Genomic DNA, 17,101 nt, shown 5'->3' with positions numbered 1-17,101 from the left:
TCGTGACGACAGTCTCCCGACGCGCAGCACTCACCCCTCGCGACCTCACCCGCACCGGCGAACGGCTCTCCTTCATCTATCTGGAGCGCTGCACCGTGCACCGGGACGCCAACGCCATCACCGCCGAAGACGCCGACGGCACCACCCACATCCCCTCGGCAACCATCGGCACCCTGCTGCTCGGCCCCGGAACCCGCATCACCCACCAGGCCATGAGCGTCCTGGGAGAAACCGGAGCCGCTGTCGCCTGGGTAGGCGAGCAAGGCGTGCGCTACTACGCCGGCGGCCGCGCCCTGACCCGGTCCTCTGCCCTTGCGGAAGCACAGGCGACCCAATGGGCGAACCCACGTTCACGCCTCGCCGTCGCACGGGCCATGTACCGCCTCCGGTTCCCCGACGAAGATCCCGAGGGACTGACCCGCCGCGAACTCCTGGGCAGGGAAGGGACCCGGGTCAAAGCCTGCTACCGAGCCCAGGCCGCCCGCACCGCAGTACCGTGGCGCGGCCGCAGGTACGTGCCAGGCGACTTCTCTGCCGGTGACCCCGTCAACCAGGCCATCACTGCCGCAGCGCAATGCATGTACGGCATCGCGCACGCGGTCGTCGCCTCCCTCGGCTGCAGTCCGGCACTCGGCTTCATCCACTCAGGCCACGAGCTCTCCTTCGTCCTGGACATCGCCGACCTCTACAAGACCGAAATCGGCATCCCCCTGGCCTTCGACATCGCGGGCCAGGACGAGGAGGATGTCGCCTCCCGCACACGCCGGGCCCTTCGCGACCGCATCCGCGAGACATTCCTGCTCGATCGCTGCGTCGACGACATCAAACGCCTGCTGCTCCCGCCCGCCGACTCCGGCCCAACTGTTGCTGCCGATGGAGACGTCGTCACACTCCAAAGCGACAGAGACCAACGAGTCGCGGCCGGACTCAACTACGGATCAGACGGTGGTGAGGACGGGGCGATGACCTGGTGACCGTGATCGTCCTGACCAACTGCCCACCCGGACTGAGAGGCTTCCTGACCCGCTGGCTTCTCGAAATCTCCGCAGGCGTCTTCATCGGAAATCCCTCCGCCCGAATCCGCGACATCCTCTGGCACGAAGTCCAGCAGTACGCCGACCAGGGCCGAGCCCTCCTCGCCCACACCACCAATAATGAGCAGGGCTTCGCCTTCCGTACCTTCGATCACGTCTGGCACCCCGTCGAACATGAGGGCCTCACGCTGATCCGCCGCCCGAAGGCAGGAAGCGCCGAGAGGACAAGCGACACGCCACCGAAACCAGGCTGGAGCAAGGCATCGAAACGGCGCCGTTTCGGAAGATCGTGAGCAAGGAAACGCACCTTTCGTTCGATATGTCGGATGCAGCGAAAGTGGCGCGGAAGAAGAGTGGACCGCTCTAAAAACGCAGGTCACGGAGTCTGCTCCCCGCACCCGCGGGGATGGTCCCTCGTCGTACGGGAAGACGGCCCAGTCGGTGGGCTGCTCCCCGCACCCGCGGGGATGGTCCCAAGTTCGTCACCCGGCGGCCGCTCCAGCTCTCCTGCTCCCCGCACCCGCGGGGATGGTCCCAGGTAGGCACGCAGGCCGCGCACGTCTCCGTTCTGCTCCCCGCACCCGCGGGGATGGTCCCAACGCCGCCGCTGCGAAGATCATCCTCAAACACTGCTCCCCGCACCCGCGGGGATGGTCCCGCGCCGGCCGAGAGCTGGATCGTCTCGATGTCCTGCTCCCCGCACCCGCGGGGATGGTCCCTGTCCCGAAGCCTCCGGGCCGCCGGCGGCCCTCTGCTCCCCGCACCCGCGGGGATGGTCCCGGGAGACGGCCGCAACTGGCGTACCGGCACAGCTGCTCCCCGCACCCGCGGGGATGGTCCCTGACGAGGAGAGGCGGGATGCAACGTGCGAGCCTGCTCCCCGCACCCGCGGGGATGGTCCCCCCGAGCAGCTCGCCGCCCACCGCGCCAAGATCTGCTCCCCGCACCCGCGGGGATGGTCCCTCGGGAAGGCCGAGCTGGCGGATGACAAGCGACTGCTCCCCGCACCCGCGGGGATGGTCCCCCGCTCGCTTGCTGCGTGTTCCGACGCAAGACCTGCTCCCCGCACCCGCGGGGATGGTCCCCACGCCGGCAGCGGCGACCGGGACGTCTTCAACTGCTCCCCGCACCCGCGGGGATGGTCCCCACGGCGTCCCGATGACATCCACCGTGACGTGCTGCTCCCCGCACCCGCGGGGATGGTCCCGGCGGGGCGTCCCTCTGCCTGCCAGCAACCCGCTGCTCCCCGCACCCGCGGGGATGGTCCCTTCAACCGGGGTAACTCGGTTAAGTACATCTGCTGCTCCCCGCACCCGCGGGGATGGTCCCGGCCCTGCCGAAGGCTGGTCCTGGTGGCAGTGCTGCTCCCCGCACCCGCGGGGATGGTCCCTCGCCCGGCGTTCACAACCTGATCGCCCCGAACTGCTCCCCGCACCCGCGGGGATGGTCCCGCCTCCGCCCGCAGCCGCTGGGGCAACCCGTCCTGCTCCCCGCACCCGCGGGGATGGTCCCTCCGCGAACACCACCTTGGCCGGCGGACGCGGCTGCTCCCCGCACCCGCGGGGATGGTCCCCACGCGGGCATGTGGGCCGCCGGCCAGCCGACCTGCTCCCCGCACCCGCGGGGATGGTCCCGCCAACGCGGCCAGCACCTACAAGCTCCGCGTCTGCTCCCCGCACCCGCGGGGATGGTCCCCGAGCGGAGCGAGGTTGGGTGTGGCCTCCGACCTGCTCCCCGCACCCGCGGGGATGGTCCCCGCATCGTCTGAGGTGAGGGCATGAACAAGAACTGCTCCCCGCACCCGCGGGGATGGTCCCCAGGCCGCCTACGAGGAGAGCAAGAAGCTCGGCTGCTCCCCGCACCCGCGGGGATGGTCCCAGGTCCGGGAGGGGGCCGGTGAACGGTCCGGCCTGCTCCCCGCACCCGCGGCGATGGTCCCCACCGCAAACGGTGCGGGGCAGTCCCGGCCCGCTGCTCCCCGCACCCGCGGGGATGGTCCCGGCGCGGGCCGACCTGAAAACGGCGCGGAAGACTGCTCCCCGCACCCGCGGGGATGGTCCCGGCTCGTACAGCCTCTTCCCGGTGGGCCTGGCCTGCTCCGCATCCGCGGGGATGGTCCCCTCCTCGCGCAGCTCGGTCCGCTCCTGCCGTTCTGCTCCCCGCACGCGCGGGGATGGTCCCGCGAGGGTCAAGGCGAATGAACGTACAGCGCTGCTCCCGGCGTGGGAGTGGTTAGGGCTGCCAGGTGCGGAGGAGTTTTGCGATGCGGGCGGTGGTGGTGTGGGGGGTGTAGAGCTCGTGGGCGAGGGTGGTGAGTTGGTCGCGGGTGGGGTTTGCGGGGATGCCGCTGGCGTTGAGGTACATGACGGTGACGGCGCAGGCGACGGTGAGGTTGGAGCGTTCGAGCCAGCGGCAGCGTCCGAGGGTGTGGGCGAGGGCGGCGGCGCGGGTGTAGGGGCCGTCGTAGATGGGCTGGTTGAGGAGTTCGGCTTGGTGGCGGGCGACGGCGGCGAGGGGTACGCCGAGGTCGTCGGGGGCGGGGTCAGCGCGGCCGGCGCGTTCGGTGACTTCGAGGATCCAGGAGAGGTCGATGTGGAGGGACATGCTCACGCGGCGGCGCCGCGGTCCTGCTGGGTGGCGGGGGGCTTTGAGTCGAGGTGGGCTTCGAGATTGTCGAGGTAGTCGCCGTGGGTGTCGATCAGGGCTTGGGCGGCGGTCATGCCGGCGGCTCGGGCGCCGGTGGTGTCCTCGGCGATGAGGCGCTCGATGTACCGGTTGAAGTCCAGTCCGCGGGCTGCTGCGGCGTCCTTGCCGGCGGCGAGTGTGTCGGGTGTCAGGCGGAGCTGGGTCTGCTTCCTGTTCGTGCTCATACAGAGTAAGGTAGCAGGGTGGTAGCAGGTACACGAGAAGGCAACGGCCTACAACTGCACCCACCTCCGCACCGACGGGGATGATGCCGTAGCGACGTGGTGGCCGCGCGATCGTCACCATCCATGCAGGGGCGAGAAATTGCGCGGTTTGCCGGAATATTCGAAAGTGGCGAGAAACGGGTTAGGTCCGGAGGAAAACTGCTGGTCATGGAGTCTGCTCCCCGCACGCGCGGGGATGGTCCCTTTCTTGGCACCTCCATGATGCACGGCGCGAGCTGCTCCCCGCACGCGCGGGGATGGTCCCACCTGCATGGCCTGCACGTGGCGGTCGCATCCCTGCTCCCCGCACGCGCGGGGATGGTCCCTCTTCGGTGAGGCCTTCGCCGACTGAGGCGCCCTGCTCCCCGCACGCGCGGGGATGGTCCCTTCACCGGGCTCTACGACGGGACCAACCCCGTCTGCTCCCCGCACGCGCGGGGATGGTCCCTCCGTCGCCTCCACCGTTCGGGATGCTCTCGACTGCTCCCCGCACGCGCGGGGATGGTCCCGGTCAGCTGCTCTTCCGGGCCGACGGGTCGGTCTGCTCCCCGCACGCGCGGGGATGGTCCCGATCGCCGAGATCATGTCCGAACTCTCCACGACTGCTCCCCGCACGCGCGGGGATGGCCCGTCCTCTTTCGCTGGTCGTACCGGGCGAGGTACTGCTCCCCGCACGCGCGGGGATGGTCCCGCGGAGAACCGGGCGAAGATCGCGCGGGCCTACTGCTCCCCGCACGCGCGGGGATGGTCCCGAGCGCATCGGCAACAACGCCCGCGGCTCCGACTGCTCCCCGCACGCGCGGGGATGGTCCCCCGGACCGCACGTCGGTCCTCATCCGTATGAGCTGCTCCCCGCACGCGCGGGGATGGTCCCGACTCCGTACGCATGGCGATCCACGACGCACACTGCTCCCCGCACGCGCGGGGATGGTCCCGGTGACGAGGACAAGGCGTCGGAGATCATCGCCTGCTCCCCGCACGCGCGGGGATGGTCCCGCCCCAGGCCCCCGCGCGAGTGGGGGCCTGGGCTGCTCCCCGCACGCGCGGGGATGGTCCCCCCGTGCAACCCCCCGGAGGACCCGCGCAGCTACTGCTCCCCGCACGCGCGGGGATGGTCCCGCCCCAGGCCCCCGCGCGAGTGGGGGCCTGGGCTGCTCCCCGCACGCGCGGGGATGGTCCCGCGCGTGCCCGCACCCGCAACGGGAGAACCACCTGCTCCCCGCACGCGCGGGGATGGTCCCCGCCTACGCAGCCGCAGCCGTCAGCGGCACCTCTCCTCCCCGCACGCGCGGGGATGGTCCCTCGAACGACGCAGTCAGCATGCCGCCGACCTCCTGCTCCCCGCACGCGCGGGGATGGTCCCTCGAACGACGCGGTCAGCATGCCGCCGACCTCCTGCTCCCCGCACCCGCGGGGATGGTCCCACTGTGCTGGGGTGGACGTAGGCAGCGGGCAGCTGCTCCCCGCACCTGCGGGGATGGTCCCACCATGTTCTTCACCGGCTGGCCGGTGATGGTCTGCTCCCCGCACCCGCGGGGATGGTCCCGCGTCCGGCATCAGGAACGCGACGCCGTCCTTCTGCTCCCCGCACCCGCAGGGATGGTCCCGGGCATCCCGGCCCCGAAGCTCATCCCGCCCCCGGCTCCCCGCACCCGCGGGGATGGTCCCACGGACAGTGCCGCCGCGGTCCGCCGGGTCTCCTGCTCCCCGCACCCCCGGGGATCCCGCCGCCGCAGGCAAAAAGCCGGTCGTCCAGGACTGCTCCCCGCACCTGCGGGGATGGTCCCACCACCCCGCGCTGCCGGGCGGCCGCAGTTACTGCTCCCCGCCCCCGTGGGGATGGTCCCGGCAGGATGCCCGCCCGGTGCAACGTGCGACGGCTTCCCAGGCGGGCTCTACTCCCATCGTCCGCCTCAGCACCATCGGGCGCGCGCCGGACGACCTCTCGGGGTGCGAGGCCGCTTAGTACCAGAGGGTCAGAATGTCGGCCTCGCCTACTTGCGAGGAGCCGTCGGGACCGTACAGGACTCTCCAGGGCTTGTCGTCGGAGCGCGTTGGGCTGCCAATGCCATTGCCGACGAACTGGCCATCCTTGTCCGTGCATCGCCAGTTGATTCGCTGGCCTGCCACGGTGAACTGCGCGCCAGGCAAGCCGGCGCACCGCAGCGTTGATCCGTCGCCAGGGTCGCGAATCTCCAGCGCCCACGGCACATCTCGAGCGTTCTGGGGGCTTGGAGGTCCTGTCGTGATGTTGACGCGTGTCTAGGACGGCCTCTTTTGGCCCCGGGGGAACGGCTTCGTGTGGCCCCACCGCGGAACGGTTTGAAGTGGCCCCACCTGGCAGTCGGTACGACGGGGATGCACTCGTTTGGAGTAGTGCGGTATTGACCCGGGTTCAAGCCCGGCATCACGCTGTGTGAGTACTTGATTACGGCCGTGTCAGGAGGCCGGGCTTTGCAGCGTGTTGAGTTGTTCGAGCGGATCCGCCGCGACCGGAGGCTGGAGAACGCCTCCGTCCGCGAGCTGGCCCGCCGTTACGCGGTCCACCGCCGGGTGGTCCGCCAGGCCCTGGACAGCGCGTTGCCGCCCCAGCGCAAGGAGCCTGTGATGCGCCGGTCGGCGCTGGATCCGGCCAAGGGCTGGATCGACGAGATGCTGCGGTCGGATCTGACCGCGCCGCCGAAGCAGCGGCACACCAACAAACGGATCCTGGACCGACTGCGCGACGAGTACGGCTTCACCGCCGTCGCCTACACCACCCTCAACGACTACCTGCGGGTCCGTCGGCCTCAGATCAAGGAGGAGGCGGACCGGGCCCGGATGATGCACGAGGGCATGGTTCCGCAGTTCCACCGGCCCGGTGAGGAGGCCGAGGTCGACTTCGCCGAGGTCTGGGTGCGGGTGGACGGCAAGCCGATGCAGTGCCAGCTGTTCACGCTGCGGCTGTCGTATTCGGGCAAGGCGGTTCACCGGGTGTTCTCCACGTCGGGACAGGAAGCGTTCATGCAGGGGCACGTGGACGCCTTCCGGATCCTCGGAGGCGTCCCGACCAGGCACATCCGTTACGACAACCTCAAGCCGGCGGTCTCCCAGGTCTGCTTCGGCCGCTCGCGGGTGGAGTCGCAGAGGTGGGTGGCCTTCCGGTCGCACTATGGATTCGACGCGTTCTACTGCCGCCCCGGCATCGAGGGCGCCCACGAGAAGGGTGGGGTCGAGCACGAGGGCGGCCGGTTTCGCCGCTCGCACCTGGTCCCGGTCCCCGACGTCGACACGCTGGCCGATCTGAACGCGCGGATCGAGCAGATCGAGGCGGCCGAGGACGCCCGCCACATCGACAACCGGCCCACGTCGGTCGGCTTCGACTTCGACTACGAGGCCCCGCTGCTGGCGCCGTTGCCGTTCGAGGAGTTCGACGTCGGGCTGACGCTCACGCCGAAGGTCGACAAGACCTCTCGGATCACGGTCCGCCAGAACAAGTACTCGGTGCCGGCCCGGTTTATCGGTCAGAACGTTCGCGTCTCGCTGCGGGCGGACGAGGTCTGGGTCTTCGAACGGCACGAGCTCGTCGTCCGCCACCCGAGGCTGGCCGGCCGCTACGGCTTCCGGGACCTGCTCGACCACTACCTGGAGATCCTGCGGACCAAGCCCGGGGCCCTGGAGAACTCCACCGGCCTTGCCGCGGCCCGCGAAAGCGGGCTGTTCACCCCGGTCCACGACGCGTTCTGGGCGGCCGCCCGCGAAGCCAGAGGCCGGGCGGAAGGCACCCGGGCCCTGATCGACGTCCTTCTATTGCACCGTCGGCTGCCCGGCGAAGCGGTGATCGCGGGGATGAACGCGGTCCTCCAGGCCGGGTCGGTCTCCCCGGACCTCGTCGCGATCGAGGCCCGCAAGGCCGTCGCCGCCGCCGGCGGACCACCGCCCGTCGTGATCGCCCCGCCGACGACCGCCGCTGCCGCCGAGGACGGGCCCGAAGACCAGGACATCGTCTCCGCACGGGTGATCTCCCTGCCCGCACGTCGTCCTGAACTGCCGCCGGACACCCGGCCGGAACCCTCGCTGGCCGCCTACGGCCAGTTGCTCTCTATCCAACCGAAAGGCTCAGCATGACGCAGAGCACCTCCTCCGCCCCGGCGACCACGGGGCGGTGGGGCTCCTTCGGCCTGCCCGCTCAGCGCGGGGCCGACCCGTCGGCCACGATCGACGCGGCCTGCCGGAACCTGGGCCTGTCCACGATCCGCGGCCGCTGGGAGGAGTTCGCCGCCCAGGCCCTGCGCGAGCACGCGTCCTACGCGGACTTCCTGGCCGAGCTGCTGGAGAGCGAGTGCGAGGACCGCGACGAGCGGCGCAAGTTCCGCCGGGTCAAAGAGGCGGGCTTCCCCCGCAACAAGCGCATCGAGGACTTCGACTTCTCGAAGAACCCCAACGTCCCGCCCGAGGTTATCAACACCCTCGCCCAGCCCGCCTGGGTCCAGGCCGGCAACCCGCTCTGCCTGATCGGCGATTCCGGCACCGGCAAGTCCCACCTGCTGATCGGGCTCGGCACCGCGATCGCGGAGGCCGGCGGGCGCGTCCGCTACACGACCGCGGCGAACCTGGTGAACGAGCTGGCCGAGGCCGCCAGTGACAAGCAGCTGGGTCGCACGATCAAGAAGTACGGCCGGGTGGACCTGCTCTGCCTGGACGAGCTCGGCTACGTGAAGCTCGACCGGCACGGCGCCGAGCTGCTGTTCCAGATCTTCACCGAACGCGAGGAACGGCACGCGATCGCGATCGCATCGAACAGGCCGTTCACCGAGTGGGACCAGACCTTCACCGACAAGCGGCTCTGCCAGGCCATCGTCGACAGGCTCACCTTCGAGGCCCACATCATCGAGACCGGCACCCAGTCCTTCCGCCTCGCCAGCACCACAGCCAAGCGCAAAGCGGCTGCGGCCTGATCACGAGAACGGACCACCGCCAGGCCTACCGGCTCAAAGAAGCCAGGTCGTCGGGGACGACGGCGACACTGCCACCGCCTGACGAGAGCGGTCTCGCGGTGAGAGCGACGGCTGAAGCTCTCGCTCTCACCGCCTATTGAAGGGTCGACAAGCGAGACCCCGCGCGGGGCCCGAGCGGCTCACTGAGAGACTGCAACGAGTTGAGTCTCTTGGGCGGGGGCGGATATGAACCGAAGACTGTTCGGTCTGGCATGCACGCTGATCCTGACGGCATCGGTGAGTGCGACCGGCTGCGGACGCTACTCCCCATGCCCGGGGGCGGGTCAGCGGCCAGAGGGACTCAGCACGAAGGATCTGGCCGGCACCTATCAAAGCTCTGCCGGACGCTTGGCCCTCGACAACGACGGGACGTTCAGCACCGTCGGGTGGCCCACAGATCTTGACGGAGCCACCGGAGACACGAAGGGCAGAACCGGAAGCGGAACGTGGAAGCTGGCTGCCGTCAACGACTCCGGCTGGCCTGTCTCCTTCACCTTCCACAAGATCAGCGGCTACTGGAACAGCGACGTCAACGGTGGGTACTACGGAGACGGCCTTTACGTCAGCGGCAGTCGCGAGAATCCATACCTCTACGGCTACGTTGGCGACCCCGACAGCTGTGAACTCGACACCTTCACACGCGACAGCTGAGACGCGTTTCCCAAGGCCTCTGCCGATGAACCTGCATGTCGTTCGCACGTGAGCCAGTACTTCGACAGTGACCCAACAAGGCGCCCGCCCGTCCGCAAACCTGTCAGGGGAAGCAGCCGGGCGGGCTCCGTGGACCCACGCTACCGGCCGACGCGGACCGCCGTCCGCACCTGACCGCCCCCGTCCCAGAACGCCCGCGAAAGGTCACCCGATCGAGGGGTGGGGCCACTCCAAACCGTTCCTCTCCGGCACTGCCCTGACCTGTCACCCACACGGCTTAAAAGTGGGGCCAGACGAAACCGTTCCGGTGGGGCCACTGGAGACCGTCGCAGACATGACGCGCTTGATGACCCGCACGTTGCGCTCCCAGGGGGTATCGAGGCAAGCGGCGGTCTCTGCGTCGTGCCAGCAGGGGTCGTGGACGACGTTTCCGACGTGACACCGAAGGGCCTCAGGGTCGCTGGACAGCAAGGACCTATGGGGGCAGTCGCCTGCTTCGAAGGAGGCAGCTTCTTTGTAGGGTTCCAGGAGTTCGCCGTCCTTGGAGAAGGGCTGGACGTACACCTTGCTCGTGGGTCGCAGCGGTTTGGCAGGGTCTTCCTCGAGTGCCCCTGTGACCACTGCAACCGTGATGCCACTGATGATCGCCGCGATGAGGCCTACGAACCACACCCAAAGGTGCTGCCACCAACGTCGGCCAGACTCCTGGGGCTGACTGCCTGATTCCGGAGCGCTCATGGCATCAGCATCGTGGCTTCGGTGAGTGGCCTGACTCATCGGCTCACCCTCAGGGCTGTGTATCCGCCCAATAGCCCTATGCCCCAACGAGGCACCGGAGGGCGGAGCGTTTCTCCGGTGAACCTCTTCACCCGCGCGGCTGAGCCGAGGGCGAAACCGCTGGTCACCGCCAGGTGTTGCCGGTAGTCAACGCTCGTGATCAAGAACATGCTGCGCGGCGCTGCCGCGCTCTCCCTCGCCCTGACCCCGCTTGCTCTCCCTTCGGCGGCCACCGCCGCCCCTGCCGTACCTGCAGCCGCCGCGGTCTTGAACCTGGCCGATGCCGTCGAGCAGATCCCGCTCGCTGACGAGTCCCGCGCCGGGTACCAGCGGGACAGCTTCAAGCACTGGAACCGGGGCCTGGACCTGACCGACGGCTGCAACACCCGCAACGAAGTCCTCCTTGCCGAGGCCACCGCGGCGCCGACCGTCGCGGCCGGCTGCAAGCTGTCCGCCGGTACGTGGCTCTCGTACTACGACGGCCAGGAGGTCAACGACCCGGCCAAGCTCGACATCGACCACATGGTCCCGCTTGCCGAATCCTGGGATTCCGGCGCGAGCGCATGGACGCCCGAGCGGCGCGAGGCGTACGCCAACGACCAGGACGCCGCGACCTCTCTCGTCGCGGTCACCGCGCGCACGAACCGGTCGAAGGCCGACCAGGACCCGCGGGAGTGGATGCCGCCACTGCCCGACGCGCACTGCCGGTACGTCTCCGAATGGGTCGCCACGAAGCTCCGCTGGGGCCTGGCCGCCGACCAGGGCGAGGCTGATGCGCTGAAGGTGTACGCCGACGCCTGCGAGACGACCGTCGTCCACTACACCCCGGCCCCGTAGCGCTGGAAAGCATCGTGCCGCCCGCGACCGGGGTCACCGGGTGCGGGCGGCACGTAGGAAGCGCACCAACGACCAGTCGGCCCGACTACCCACGGCTGACCGTAGCGGCCTGCGGGCGGCGAACGGGGGGCGTATCGGTTCGCCGCCGCCCGCACGGACTACAGAGCCGTACCGCAGGTGACGGGCTGGTTGACGACTGCCGTCCCGTGAGGCGGTGTCAGGCGGCGGGCGTGGTGCGGGGGCGCGGGCGTTCGGTGGACAGGACGGCCCACACTCGGCGGCCGTCGTCGGAGGTGTCCGTGCCGCAGCTGGCGGTGCCGGGTACGGCGGCGAGGTCGGCGAGGATCGTCTCGTCGGGTTCGGACCCAGTGTGGCTGAGGACGGCGATGAGGAGCATGTCGTCCTGGTCGGCAAGGTGAACGCTGATCCGCCGGCCATCGTCGGCGGCGGCCGCACCGACGAGGATGCGCACGGTCTTCTCGAGCGCGTCGTCCGCGGGGTGGGTGTACCCCCAGGCACGTACGGTCTCGGTCACCTTGCCGACGGCCTGGCCGGCGACCCACGGGTAGCCGGTGAGCGCCCAGTTCGCGGCACGCCGGGCCCGGATGCTCATGCGGGGCTGACGCGCCTGGAGACGGGCCTGCCCGGGGCCGGGGAGCGGCAGCGAGTGGGTGACGGGCTTCGTCGACGGCTGCGGCCGAGGAGCCTCGACGGGCTTCTTCTGCGGAGGCGGCGTGCGCGGCGGATAGCTCGGCGGCACCTTCGGGCCCTTGTCGTCCATGGGCAGCGGATCGGTCACGACAGCCTCCTTGCGCTCCCGACCATCCTGACAGCGTGGCCCGGTCTGTCGAGGCTGATTGCGTAGGTTGCCACGCAGAGAGCCATGCCGACCGTCGCACGACTCAAGGTCAGCAGACGATCCGACCGAACTGCGCCATCATCCGGTCGATACGCTCCTGCGTACGTGGAGGGCGGTTCCTGCAGATCACCTCCGTACCATCGGATGCCACCCAACTTCCGGCCACACCGCCATGGTGACTACACGCCCCCCTCTTCCCGATCGACAACGAGACGGATCCGTCTGCGCAGACGGATCCCTGGAACGTCCACTCGATAAGTGTTGATGTTGCAGATGCCACCGGGGTGGGGCGCGACTTCTCAGTGTCGCTAGGGTCGCCCCGGACAGCTCCGAGAACCGCCAAGCCGATAATCAGCGGGATGACCATGATCCCGCAGAACACCCCAAAGCCCCGCCAGGCAGCAACACAGACGCGTCTCAAACCAGCCCAGGCCGAACGCACTGTGGCTCTCCCCCCAGCCGTCTCTCCCGACGGCTTCTGACTCCCTACGGGGCCGAATAGGCCAGCTGGGGTACCCCGCATGAGTGAGTGGGGGATCGCCCTGATTGCCGCCGGGTCGGCCATCTTGGGCAGCATCGTGACGGGGTTCTTCGCGTGGAAGGCCGGCCACCGGCAGGCCGCGGCGGCAGAGGCCGCTGGGCAGGCGCAGGCGGCCGCGCTGATATCGACCGTCCAGGCCACCCTCGACGAGCAACGCCGGACTCGCGCCGACGAACGGCGACGGCAGGTGTACGCGGACATGCTCACCGCAGTGACCGACCTTCAGCGCCACAGAGACGACCACGATGCTCTGACTCGCGCGCTGCGCGCCCACGACCTGGTGGTACTTGAAGGGCCCGATGACGTTGCTCAAGTCGCCATGACATTCATCGTGCGGGCTAGAGGGCTTGAAGGGGTCGCAGCGGCATCCGCCGAGGAACTGGTCGATGCCCGCAGGGCCTACATTGACGCCGCAATCCTGGCGCTGCGCGATCTTGACGATCGTTGAGGATGGTAGGCCTGTCTCTCAGCCCCGAGGGACCTCGCCGGCAGGCCGGGCGAGGACCCGACGGAGTTCATCGACCAGCTCGGGCGAAGGCGGCGGAGCGGCAGCGACCACGGCCTGGATGTGCGCGATGACCTCGGGACCGAGGTTCCGCTCGTAGCGCTCGCGGATCCGATGCGCGTAGCTGACGGGAGCCGGCGGAGGGGTCGTGTCGGTCATGCAACCGTAACGCACCAGGGCCCGAGCAGTGACGCCAGCGAGGGTGGTGGTCTCGACCGTCAGGCCCGAGACCACCACCCCCAACGCTGCTACCCGGTGCCGATCAGGTCAGTCCTCCTCGCGGTGCCGGGCGACTTCCTCAACGCTCCAGCCCACAACCGCGGCCACGTCCTCGTCCGGAGTGCTGGTCAAGCTGAGCCAGTCCTGCAGCAAGTCGGCGAAGCTGGCCGGCACCCCGACCGGCTCGACGGCTTCCTGGTCGTCGTCGTTGTCGACGTTCTCGTGGAGGATCCACTTCCCGGCGGGGTCGAGACGCCGCACGGCCATGTCGTAGCCCTTGTCACCGCCGATGCCGCGCTCGATGAGCTCCCCGGTGCGCCAGTCCGTGATCTCCCAGGCCTCGCCGTACGTCTGGCCGGCGTCGATGATGCGGTGGCCGTCCTTCTCAAGTTGTTCGATGCGCTCGAGGTGGCTGAGCCGGTCGTCGAGGCTGCGGCGGAGCAGGGCTTCGATGTACTGCTGAACCGGGCCGGTGATGAGCGGAGTGCTGCTGGCGATGGTGTCGGTCATGCTTCCCCCTGGGGACGTGTTGGCCGCGGCGTCAGTAGTCCTCATCAATAGGCCGCTCATGCTCCTCGCAGATAGTCGCGGACATCTGCGCGAGAAGGCGTCTCACGTCGCGCGCATCAGCGCGACCGTCAGCAATCAGGTCGAACATCTCGATTACAGCAGCGGTTTCGATCTGAGTGCCCCACCCGTCGGCTTCCTCCCTTTCCCTCGGGTAGGCAGCGAACGTTCCCCAGGACCATCTGACGCCTGTGATGGTCTGCTCGCCGACAGCAAGATCGGTGGTTACGTCGATGGGCATCTGCTGCTCCCTAAAGACGGATCGTGGTTGCCGTAGCCATCTTGGCTGGAGGGTGGGGGCAGTGGGTGGGATCCGGCCGGATCCCACCGCGAGCGTCAGAACGGCGAGGGGCTATACCGGAAGAGCGCCTCGAGGTTCTTACAGCGGGTCGGGACCGCACAGCCCGCAGTTTCGCTTCTTCGATCCCTTCCGGCGCAACTCTTCAGCCGAGTACAGCTTCGGCAGCCGGGGCCAGTAGATGTAGCCCGGGTCTGCTCCTGCCTTCGCGGCCTTGATGGCATCCTCCAGAGAGCCGACGCTCCGCTCGACTGTGTTCAGCGACGAGCAGTCCCATCGGTGAAGACGGGCACCGCCCGACCCGACGGCGTAGGTCTTGCCCTGGTCTACCTCCTGTTGCCAACGCGCAATGTCGGTCCGCGCTTGCTCACGGACGTCACGGATGTGCGAGCAGGGGCGGCACATACCCTTGATGTACTCGCAGGAGCACGCGCCGCAGTCCTGGCACGGGATGCAGGCGTGGGTGCGCTGTTCGGGAAGCAGCGGGGACTCGTGGACGGTGATGACCTGTCCGGCGCCGACATGGTCCATGACGTCTGCGGCCCCCACAGACTCAAGTTCGTCAAGGAACGGCTGCATGTCGTCGACTGAGGCCAGGCCGGCGAGCCTGGCAACCTCGTGCGACCCGGTCTCCGTGTCCAGGCACGCCAGGAGCAGGGCGTAGATGAGGCGTGCAGTCGGGGTCAGGCTCTCGTCGGTTAGAACGCCGCGGTCAACCATGACGACGGGACTGGGACGGCCGAATCGGCGGACGGGCATGGACTCTCCAGGTGCGCGTGTGGTCGGACCAGGATGGCGCGCGGCGCTGACATTGGCCGCGCGCCATCGAGGAATGGCTGGTTAGAACGGGGCGTGGCTGGCGTATGCCTCGATCTGGTCAGGCGTGCCGTACTGCCGTGCAAGTTGGGCGCGGAGGCGGGCGGTCTCCGCTGCGTCGTTGTCGACGGGGGGCGCGGGATCATCGGCCGGGCGCTCCTGTGCGGCCTGCTCCTCCCAGGACGCAAGGACGGCCGCGGCGGCCTCCTGGGCGGCGGCTGCGTCCGCGCGGCACTCAGAGCAGTAGGGGTCCCCCTCCAGGGCCACGATCGGCATCCGGCACGCCGGCTCGGCGCACTCCCGGTACGACAGGCCCGAAGCAGCGGCACGCTGCGCTGGCAGCGGCCCGGACGGTGCCGGGGTGCGCTCCTTTCGCTTGCGGGCCTGCGCCGCCTTCCAGTCGGCCGCACGGACCGCGCACAGGCGGCACTCCTCCTGCGTCTCGGCGTCCCGGCCGTTCTCGCACCGGATGTCCGCGCACGCGTAACAGTCGCCTCGACGCAGCGGGCGCACCATGCCGATCGCGGCACCTACCGGGTTCTCGAGAGTCCCAGTGTGGAATTTCTCGGCGTATCCGTGGTGCAGCCACCGGTACAGGATCCGCTCGCCGATCTGCTCTGGCGTCCGGCCGTCTGTCGCCATCGCGGACAAAATCGCATCCGAGAGGCTCGGGAGCTCCGGCAGGTCGTTGCCAAACTCCGGCGGGTAGAACGCGCGGACCTGGCGCACGATGTTCAGCTGCGCCTTCGTGTGCTTCGCCTTTCGGCTGGCGGCCGGGGTCTTCGAGGTGGTGGAAGAGGGCTGCGTCTTGCCGGACGCGGCGGAGCCGCCTTCGCCCCCAGCCGCCCTACTACCTGAGGTTGAAGGGCTACGCCCGTCCACGGGGCGACGCCCCGAAGGGGCATCGGACTCTGGAAAGGAAGGGTCTGGACTACCGGTTCTAGATAGGGCGTCACTCATGACGCCACCGGTCACGTCATGAGTGACGCCACCGGTAGCGTCACCGGTGACGCTACCCCCCTCCTCTTCGGTGCCTTCCGGGGTGGCCTCATCCATGACGCCACCCCCCTTCCTGGGCTTCTTCCGCCGGGCCCGCTCCTTACGCCGCTGCTCCTCGCGCTTGGCGTGCTGGGCGCGCAGCTTCTCGTCGTACGCGGACTGCCAGCCCATCAGGTCGAAGTCCGGCGCGTGCTCGCTCACCCATGCCTCGACGTCCAGGCCAGGAATCGTGTGGCCGTACCGGGCAACGAGCTGCGGCGGGGTCCCCGCAGGCGGCGTGACGCCGTGGATCAGCCAGGCGTCGAAGATCTCGTAGAGGTTGGCGTCGTTCTCGTCCGGCTTGCCTTCCACCTTGCGACGCTGGATTTTCACCAGGCCGATCTCTTTCTCCAGGTAGTCGCTCGCGCGGTCCACGGTCTGCTTGGAGCAGTCGAGTGCCGTGGCCAGGGTCTCGCGGTAGGGGTAGCCCTGGCGGGTGTCGCGTGAGCTGACGTCCGAGAAGCTCACCAGCAGGTCGTACAGGGGCTTGGCCTTGCCCGCGTTGAGGCCAGCGTCCGGGTCGCGCGTGACGCAGACGGCGAACATGCCGAAGCGGAGGCCGCTGGAGCCGGGTCGGCTCACGCCCGGGCGGTGTCGGTTGGAGGGGCGGCGTGACTGGGTCACAGTGCACCCCCCGTGGCCTGCCGGAGGTGCGGTTCGTGGCCTGCCGTACGGGCGACGATGACGGGGGTGCTACTTGCCGGTACCTGAGAGACCGGTACTCTCTTGTTCATGGACGACCTCGCTCTATGCGTGGCGGGAACGTTCGATGCAGCGGGCGACCACCCGCTGTGGTGCTTCGAAGGCCGGCTGAGCTGCGAACTCGCCGGCCTTCGGCATGTCAGCCATCGGGCTGGTTGTAGACCGTGCGGAAGAACTCCAGGAACGGTTCGGTGGCCATGATCAGGGCGTTGTTGGCGCGGCCGTACGGATGCGGCTTGTCGGGGCCGAACGGCCACTGATCGGCGTATCGCTCCGAGGAAGCGATGCGGCGGACGCCTTCGCGGGTGATGCTGTCGACGATCCCGAGCTTCATGAGCAGCTCGGCGCCGGATGTGAACGTCACGGCGGGCG

At 69.1% G+C, this 17,101-nt stretch carries 16 protein-coding genes and 2 CRISPR repeat arrays; of the genes, 7 read left to right on the top strand and 9 right to left on the bottom strand.

What is annotated here, in order from left to right:
• Positions 1 to 2 precede the first annotated feature (2 nt).
• Positions 3 to 974, top strand: coding sequence for a type I-E CRISPR-associated endonuclease Cas1e (gene cas1e, locus AMK29_RS31160; protein ID WP_073819340.1), 972 nt, complete (start codon positions 3 to 5; stop codon positions 972 to 974).
• Entirely contained in the window at positions 971 to 1,327 is a 357-nt protein-coding gene (cas2e, locus tag AMK29_RS31155; protein WP_073819338.1) for a type I-E CRISPR-associated endoribonuclease Cas2e, read from the top strand. Before cas1e ends, cas2e begins: the two co-directional genes overlap by 4 nt.
• A gap of 92 nt (positions 1,328 to 1,419) precedes the next feature.
• Positions 1,420 to 3,095: direct repeats of the CRISPR family, unit length 29 nt; unit sequence CTGCTCCCCGCACCCGCGGGGATGGTCCC.
• Between the two features lie 171 nt (positions 3,096 to 3,266).
• Here the strand turns inward: cas2e and AMK29_RS31150 are convergent.
• Positions 3,267 to 3,638 (bottom strand): fic family toxin-antitoxin system, toxin component, encoded by a 372-nt coding sequence (locus tag AMK29_RS31150; RefSeq protein WP_073819335.1) that lies wholly within the window; start codon positions 3,636 to 3,638, stop codon positions 3,267 to 3,269.
• A gap of 2 nt (positions 3,639 to 3,640) precedes the next feature.
• Positions 3,641 to 3,904 (bottom strand): hypothetical protein, encoded by a 264-nt coding sequence (locus tag AMK29_RS31145; RefSeq protein WP_073819333.1) that lies wholly within the window; start codon positions 3,902 to 3,904, stop codon positions 3,641 to 3,643.
• A gap of 213 nt (positions 3,905 to 4,117) precedes the next feature.
• Positions 4,118 to 5,790: a CRISPR direct-repeat array (repeat unit 29 nt; unit sequence CTGCTCCCCGCACCCGCGGGGATGGTCCC).
• A gap of 607 nt (positions 5,791 to 6,397) precedes the next feature.
• Between AMK29_RS31145 and istA the strand changes: the two genes are divergently transcribed.
• The 4 genes from istA (at position 6,398) to AMK29_RS31120 (ending at position 11,184) form a co-directional block, all read left to right on the top strand.
• Entirely contained in the window at positions 6,398 to 8,050 is a 1,653-nt protein-coding gene (gene istA / locus AMK29_RS31135; protein ID WP_073819329.1) for an IS21 family transposase, read from the top strand.
• A complete protein-coding gene (istB, locus tag AMK29_RS31130) occupies positions 8,047 to 8,880 on the top strand; it encodes an IS21-like element helper ATPase IstB (protein WP_073819327.1) in 834 nt (277 codons plus the stop codon). The genes istA and istB overlap by 4 nt, the downstream gene beginning before the upstream one ends.
• Before the next feature lie 387 nt (positions 8,881 to 9,267).
• Positions 9,268 to 9,570: a hypothetical protein gene (locus AMK29_RS31125; RefSeq protein ID WP_241845767.1), complete on the top strand. Its 303-nt coding sequence runs from the start codon at positions 9,268 to 9,270 to the stop codon at positions 9,568 to 9,570.
• Between the two features lie 933 nt (positions 9,571 to 10,503).
• Positions 10,504 to 11,184, top strand: coding sequence for an HNH endonuclease family protein (locus AMK29_RS31120; RefSeq protein WP_073819323.1), 681 nt, complete (start codon positions 10,504 to 10,506; stop codon positions 11,182 to 11,184).
• A 217-nt stretch (positions 11,185 to 11,401) separates the two neighbouring features.
• On the opposite strand, the gene AMK29_RS37480 is transcribed toward AMK29_RS31120, so the two are convergent.
• A complete protein-coding gene (locus tag AMK29_RS37480; RefSeq protein WP_241845766.1) occupies positions 11,402 to 11,983 on the bottom strand; it encodes a hypothetical protein in 582 nt (193 codons plus the stop codon).
• A gap of 581 nt (positions 11,984 to 12,564) precedes the next feature.
• Here AMK29_RS37480 and AMK29_RS31105 point away from each other — a divergent pair.
• A complete protein-coding gene (locus tag AMK29_RS31105; RefSeq protein ID WP_073819320.1) occupies positions 12,565 to 13,032 on the top strand; it encodes a hypothetical protein in 468 nt (155 codons plus the stop codon).
• Positions 13,033 to 13,050: 18 nt separating this feature from the next.
• On the opposite strand, the gene AMK29_RS31100 is transcribed toward AMK29_RS31105, so the two are convergent.
• The 6 genes from AMK29_RS31100 to AMK29_RS31075 all read right to left on the bottom strand — a co-directional run bounded on the left by AMK29_RS31100 (position 13,051) and on the right by AMK29_RS31075 (position 17,093).
• A complete protein-coding gene (locus AMK29_RS31100) occupies positions 13,051 to 13,248 on the bottom strand; it encodes a hypothetical protein (protein ID WP_143202962.1) in 198 nt (65 codons plus the stop codon).
• Positions 13,249 to 13,356: 108 nt separating this feature from the next.
• On the bottom strand, positions 13,357 to 13,818 hold the full coding sequence (locus AMK29_RS31095) for a hypothetical protein (RefSeq protein ID WP_073819316.1): 462 nt from the start codon (positions 13,816 to 13,818) through the stop codon (positions 13,357 to 13,359).
• Between the two features lie 31 nt (positions 13,819 to 13,849).
• Positions 13,850 to 14,116 carry a hypothetical protein gene (locus AMK29_RS31090; protein ID WP_073819314.1) on the bottom strand — a complete coding sequence of 89 codons (267 nt, stop codon included), beginning with the start codon at positions 14,114 to 14,116 and terminating at the stop codon, positions 13,850 to 13,852.
• A 138-nt stretch (positions 14,117 to 14,254) separates the two neighbouring features.
• Positions 14,255 to 14,893 (bottom strand): hypothetical protein, encoded by a 639-nt coding sequence (locus AMK29_RS31085; RefSeq protein WP_241845765.1) that lies wholly within the window; start codon positions 14,891 to 14,893, stop codon positions 14,255 to 14,257.
• 120 nt (positions 14,894 to 15,013) lie between these two features.
• Entirely contained in the window at positions 15,014 to 16,609 is a 1,596-nt protein-coding gene (locus AMK29_RS31080) for a hypothetical protein (protein WP_143202961.1), read from the bottom strand.
• A 259-nt stretch (positions 16,610 to 16,868) separates the two neighbouring features.
• Positions 16,869 to 17,093, bottom strand: coding sequence for a hypothetical protein (locus AMK29_RS31075; protein ID WP_073819310.1), 225 nt, complete (start codon positions 17,091 to 17,093; stop codon positions 16,869 to 16,871).
• Positions 17,094 to 17,101: the final 8 nt, after the last annotated feature.

This window comes from Streptomyces sp. CB02261 (genome assembly GCF_001905665.1).
GTDB lineage: Bacteria > Actinomycetota > Actinomycetes > Streptomycetales > Streptomycetaceae > Streptomyces.
Note: the sequence above shows the minus strand (reverse complement) of the source record. Positions and strands in the feature narration are given on the sequence as shown.

Coding starts and splice junctions, on each gene's coding strand:
- AMK29_RS31150 (WP_073819335.1), bottom strand. CDS start 3,638: ATGTCCCTCCACATCGACCTCTCCTGGATCCTCGAAGTCACCGAACGC.
- AMK29_RS31145 (WP_073819333.1), bottom strand. CDS start 3,904: ATGAGCACGAACAGGAAGCAGACCCAGCTCCGCCTGACACCCGACACA.
- istB (WP_073819327.1), top strand. CDS start 8,047: ATGACGCAGAGCACCTCCTCCGCCCCGGCGACCACGGGGCGGTGGGGC.
- AMK29_RS31105 (WP_073819320.1), top strand. CDS start 12,565: ATGAGTGAGTGGGGGATCGCCCTGATTGCCGCCGGGTCGGCCATCTTG.
- AMK29_RS31100 (WP_143202962.1), bottom strand. CDS start 13,248: ATGACCGACACGACCCCTCCGCCGGCTCCCGTCAGCTACGCGCATCGG.
- AMK29_RS31095 (WP_073819316.1), bottom strand. CDS start 13,818: ATGACCGACACCATCGCCAGCAGCACTCCGCTCATCACCGGCCCGGTT.
- AMK29_RS31090 (WP_073819314.1), bottom strand. CDS start 14,116: ATGCCCATCGACGTAACCACCGATCTTGCTGTCGGCGAGCAGACCATC.
- AMK29_RS31085 (WP_241845765.1), bottom strand. CDS start 14,893: ATGGTTGACCGCGGCGTTCTAACCGACGAGAGCCTGACCCCGACTGCA.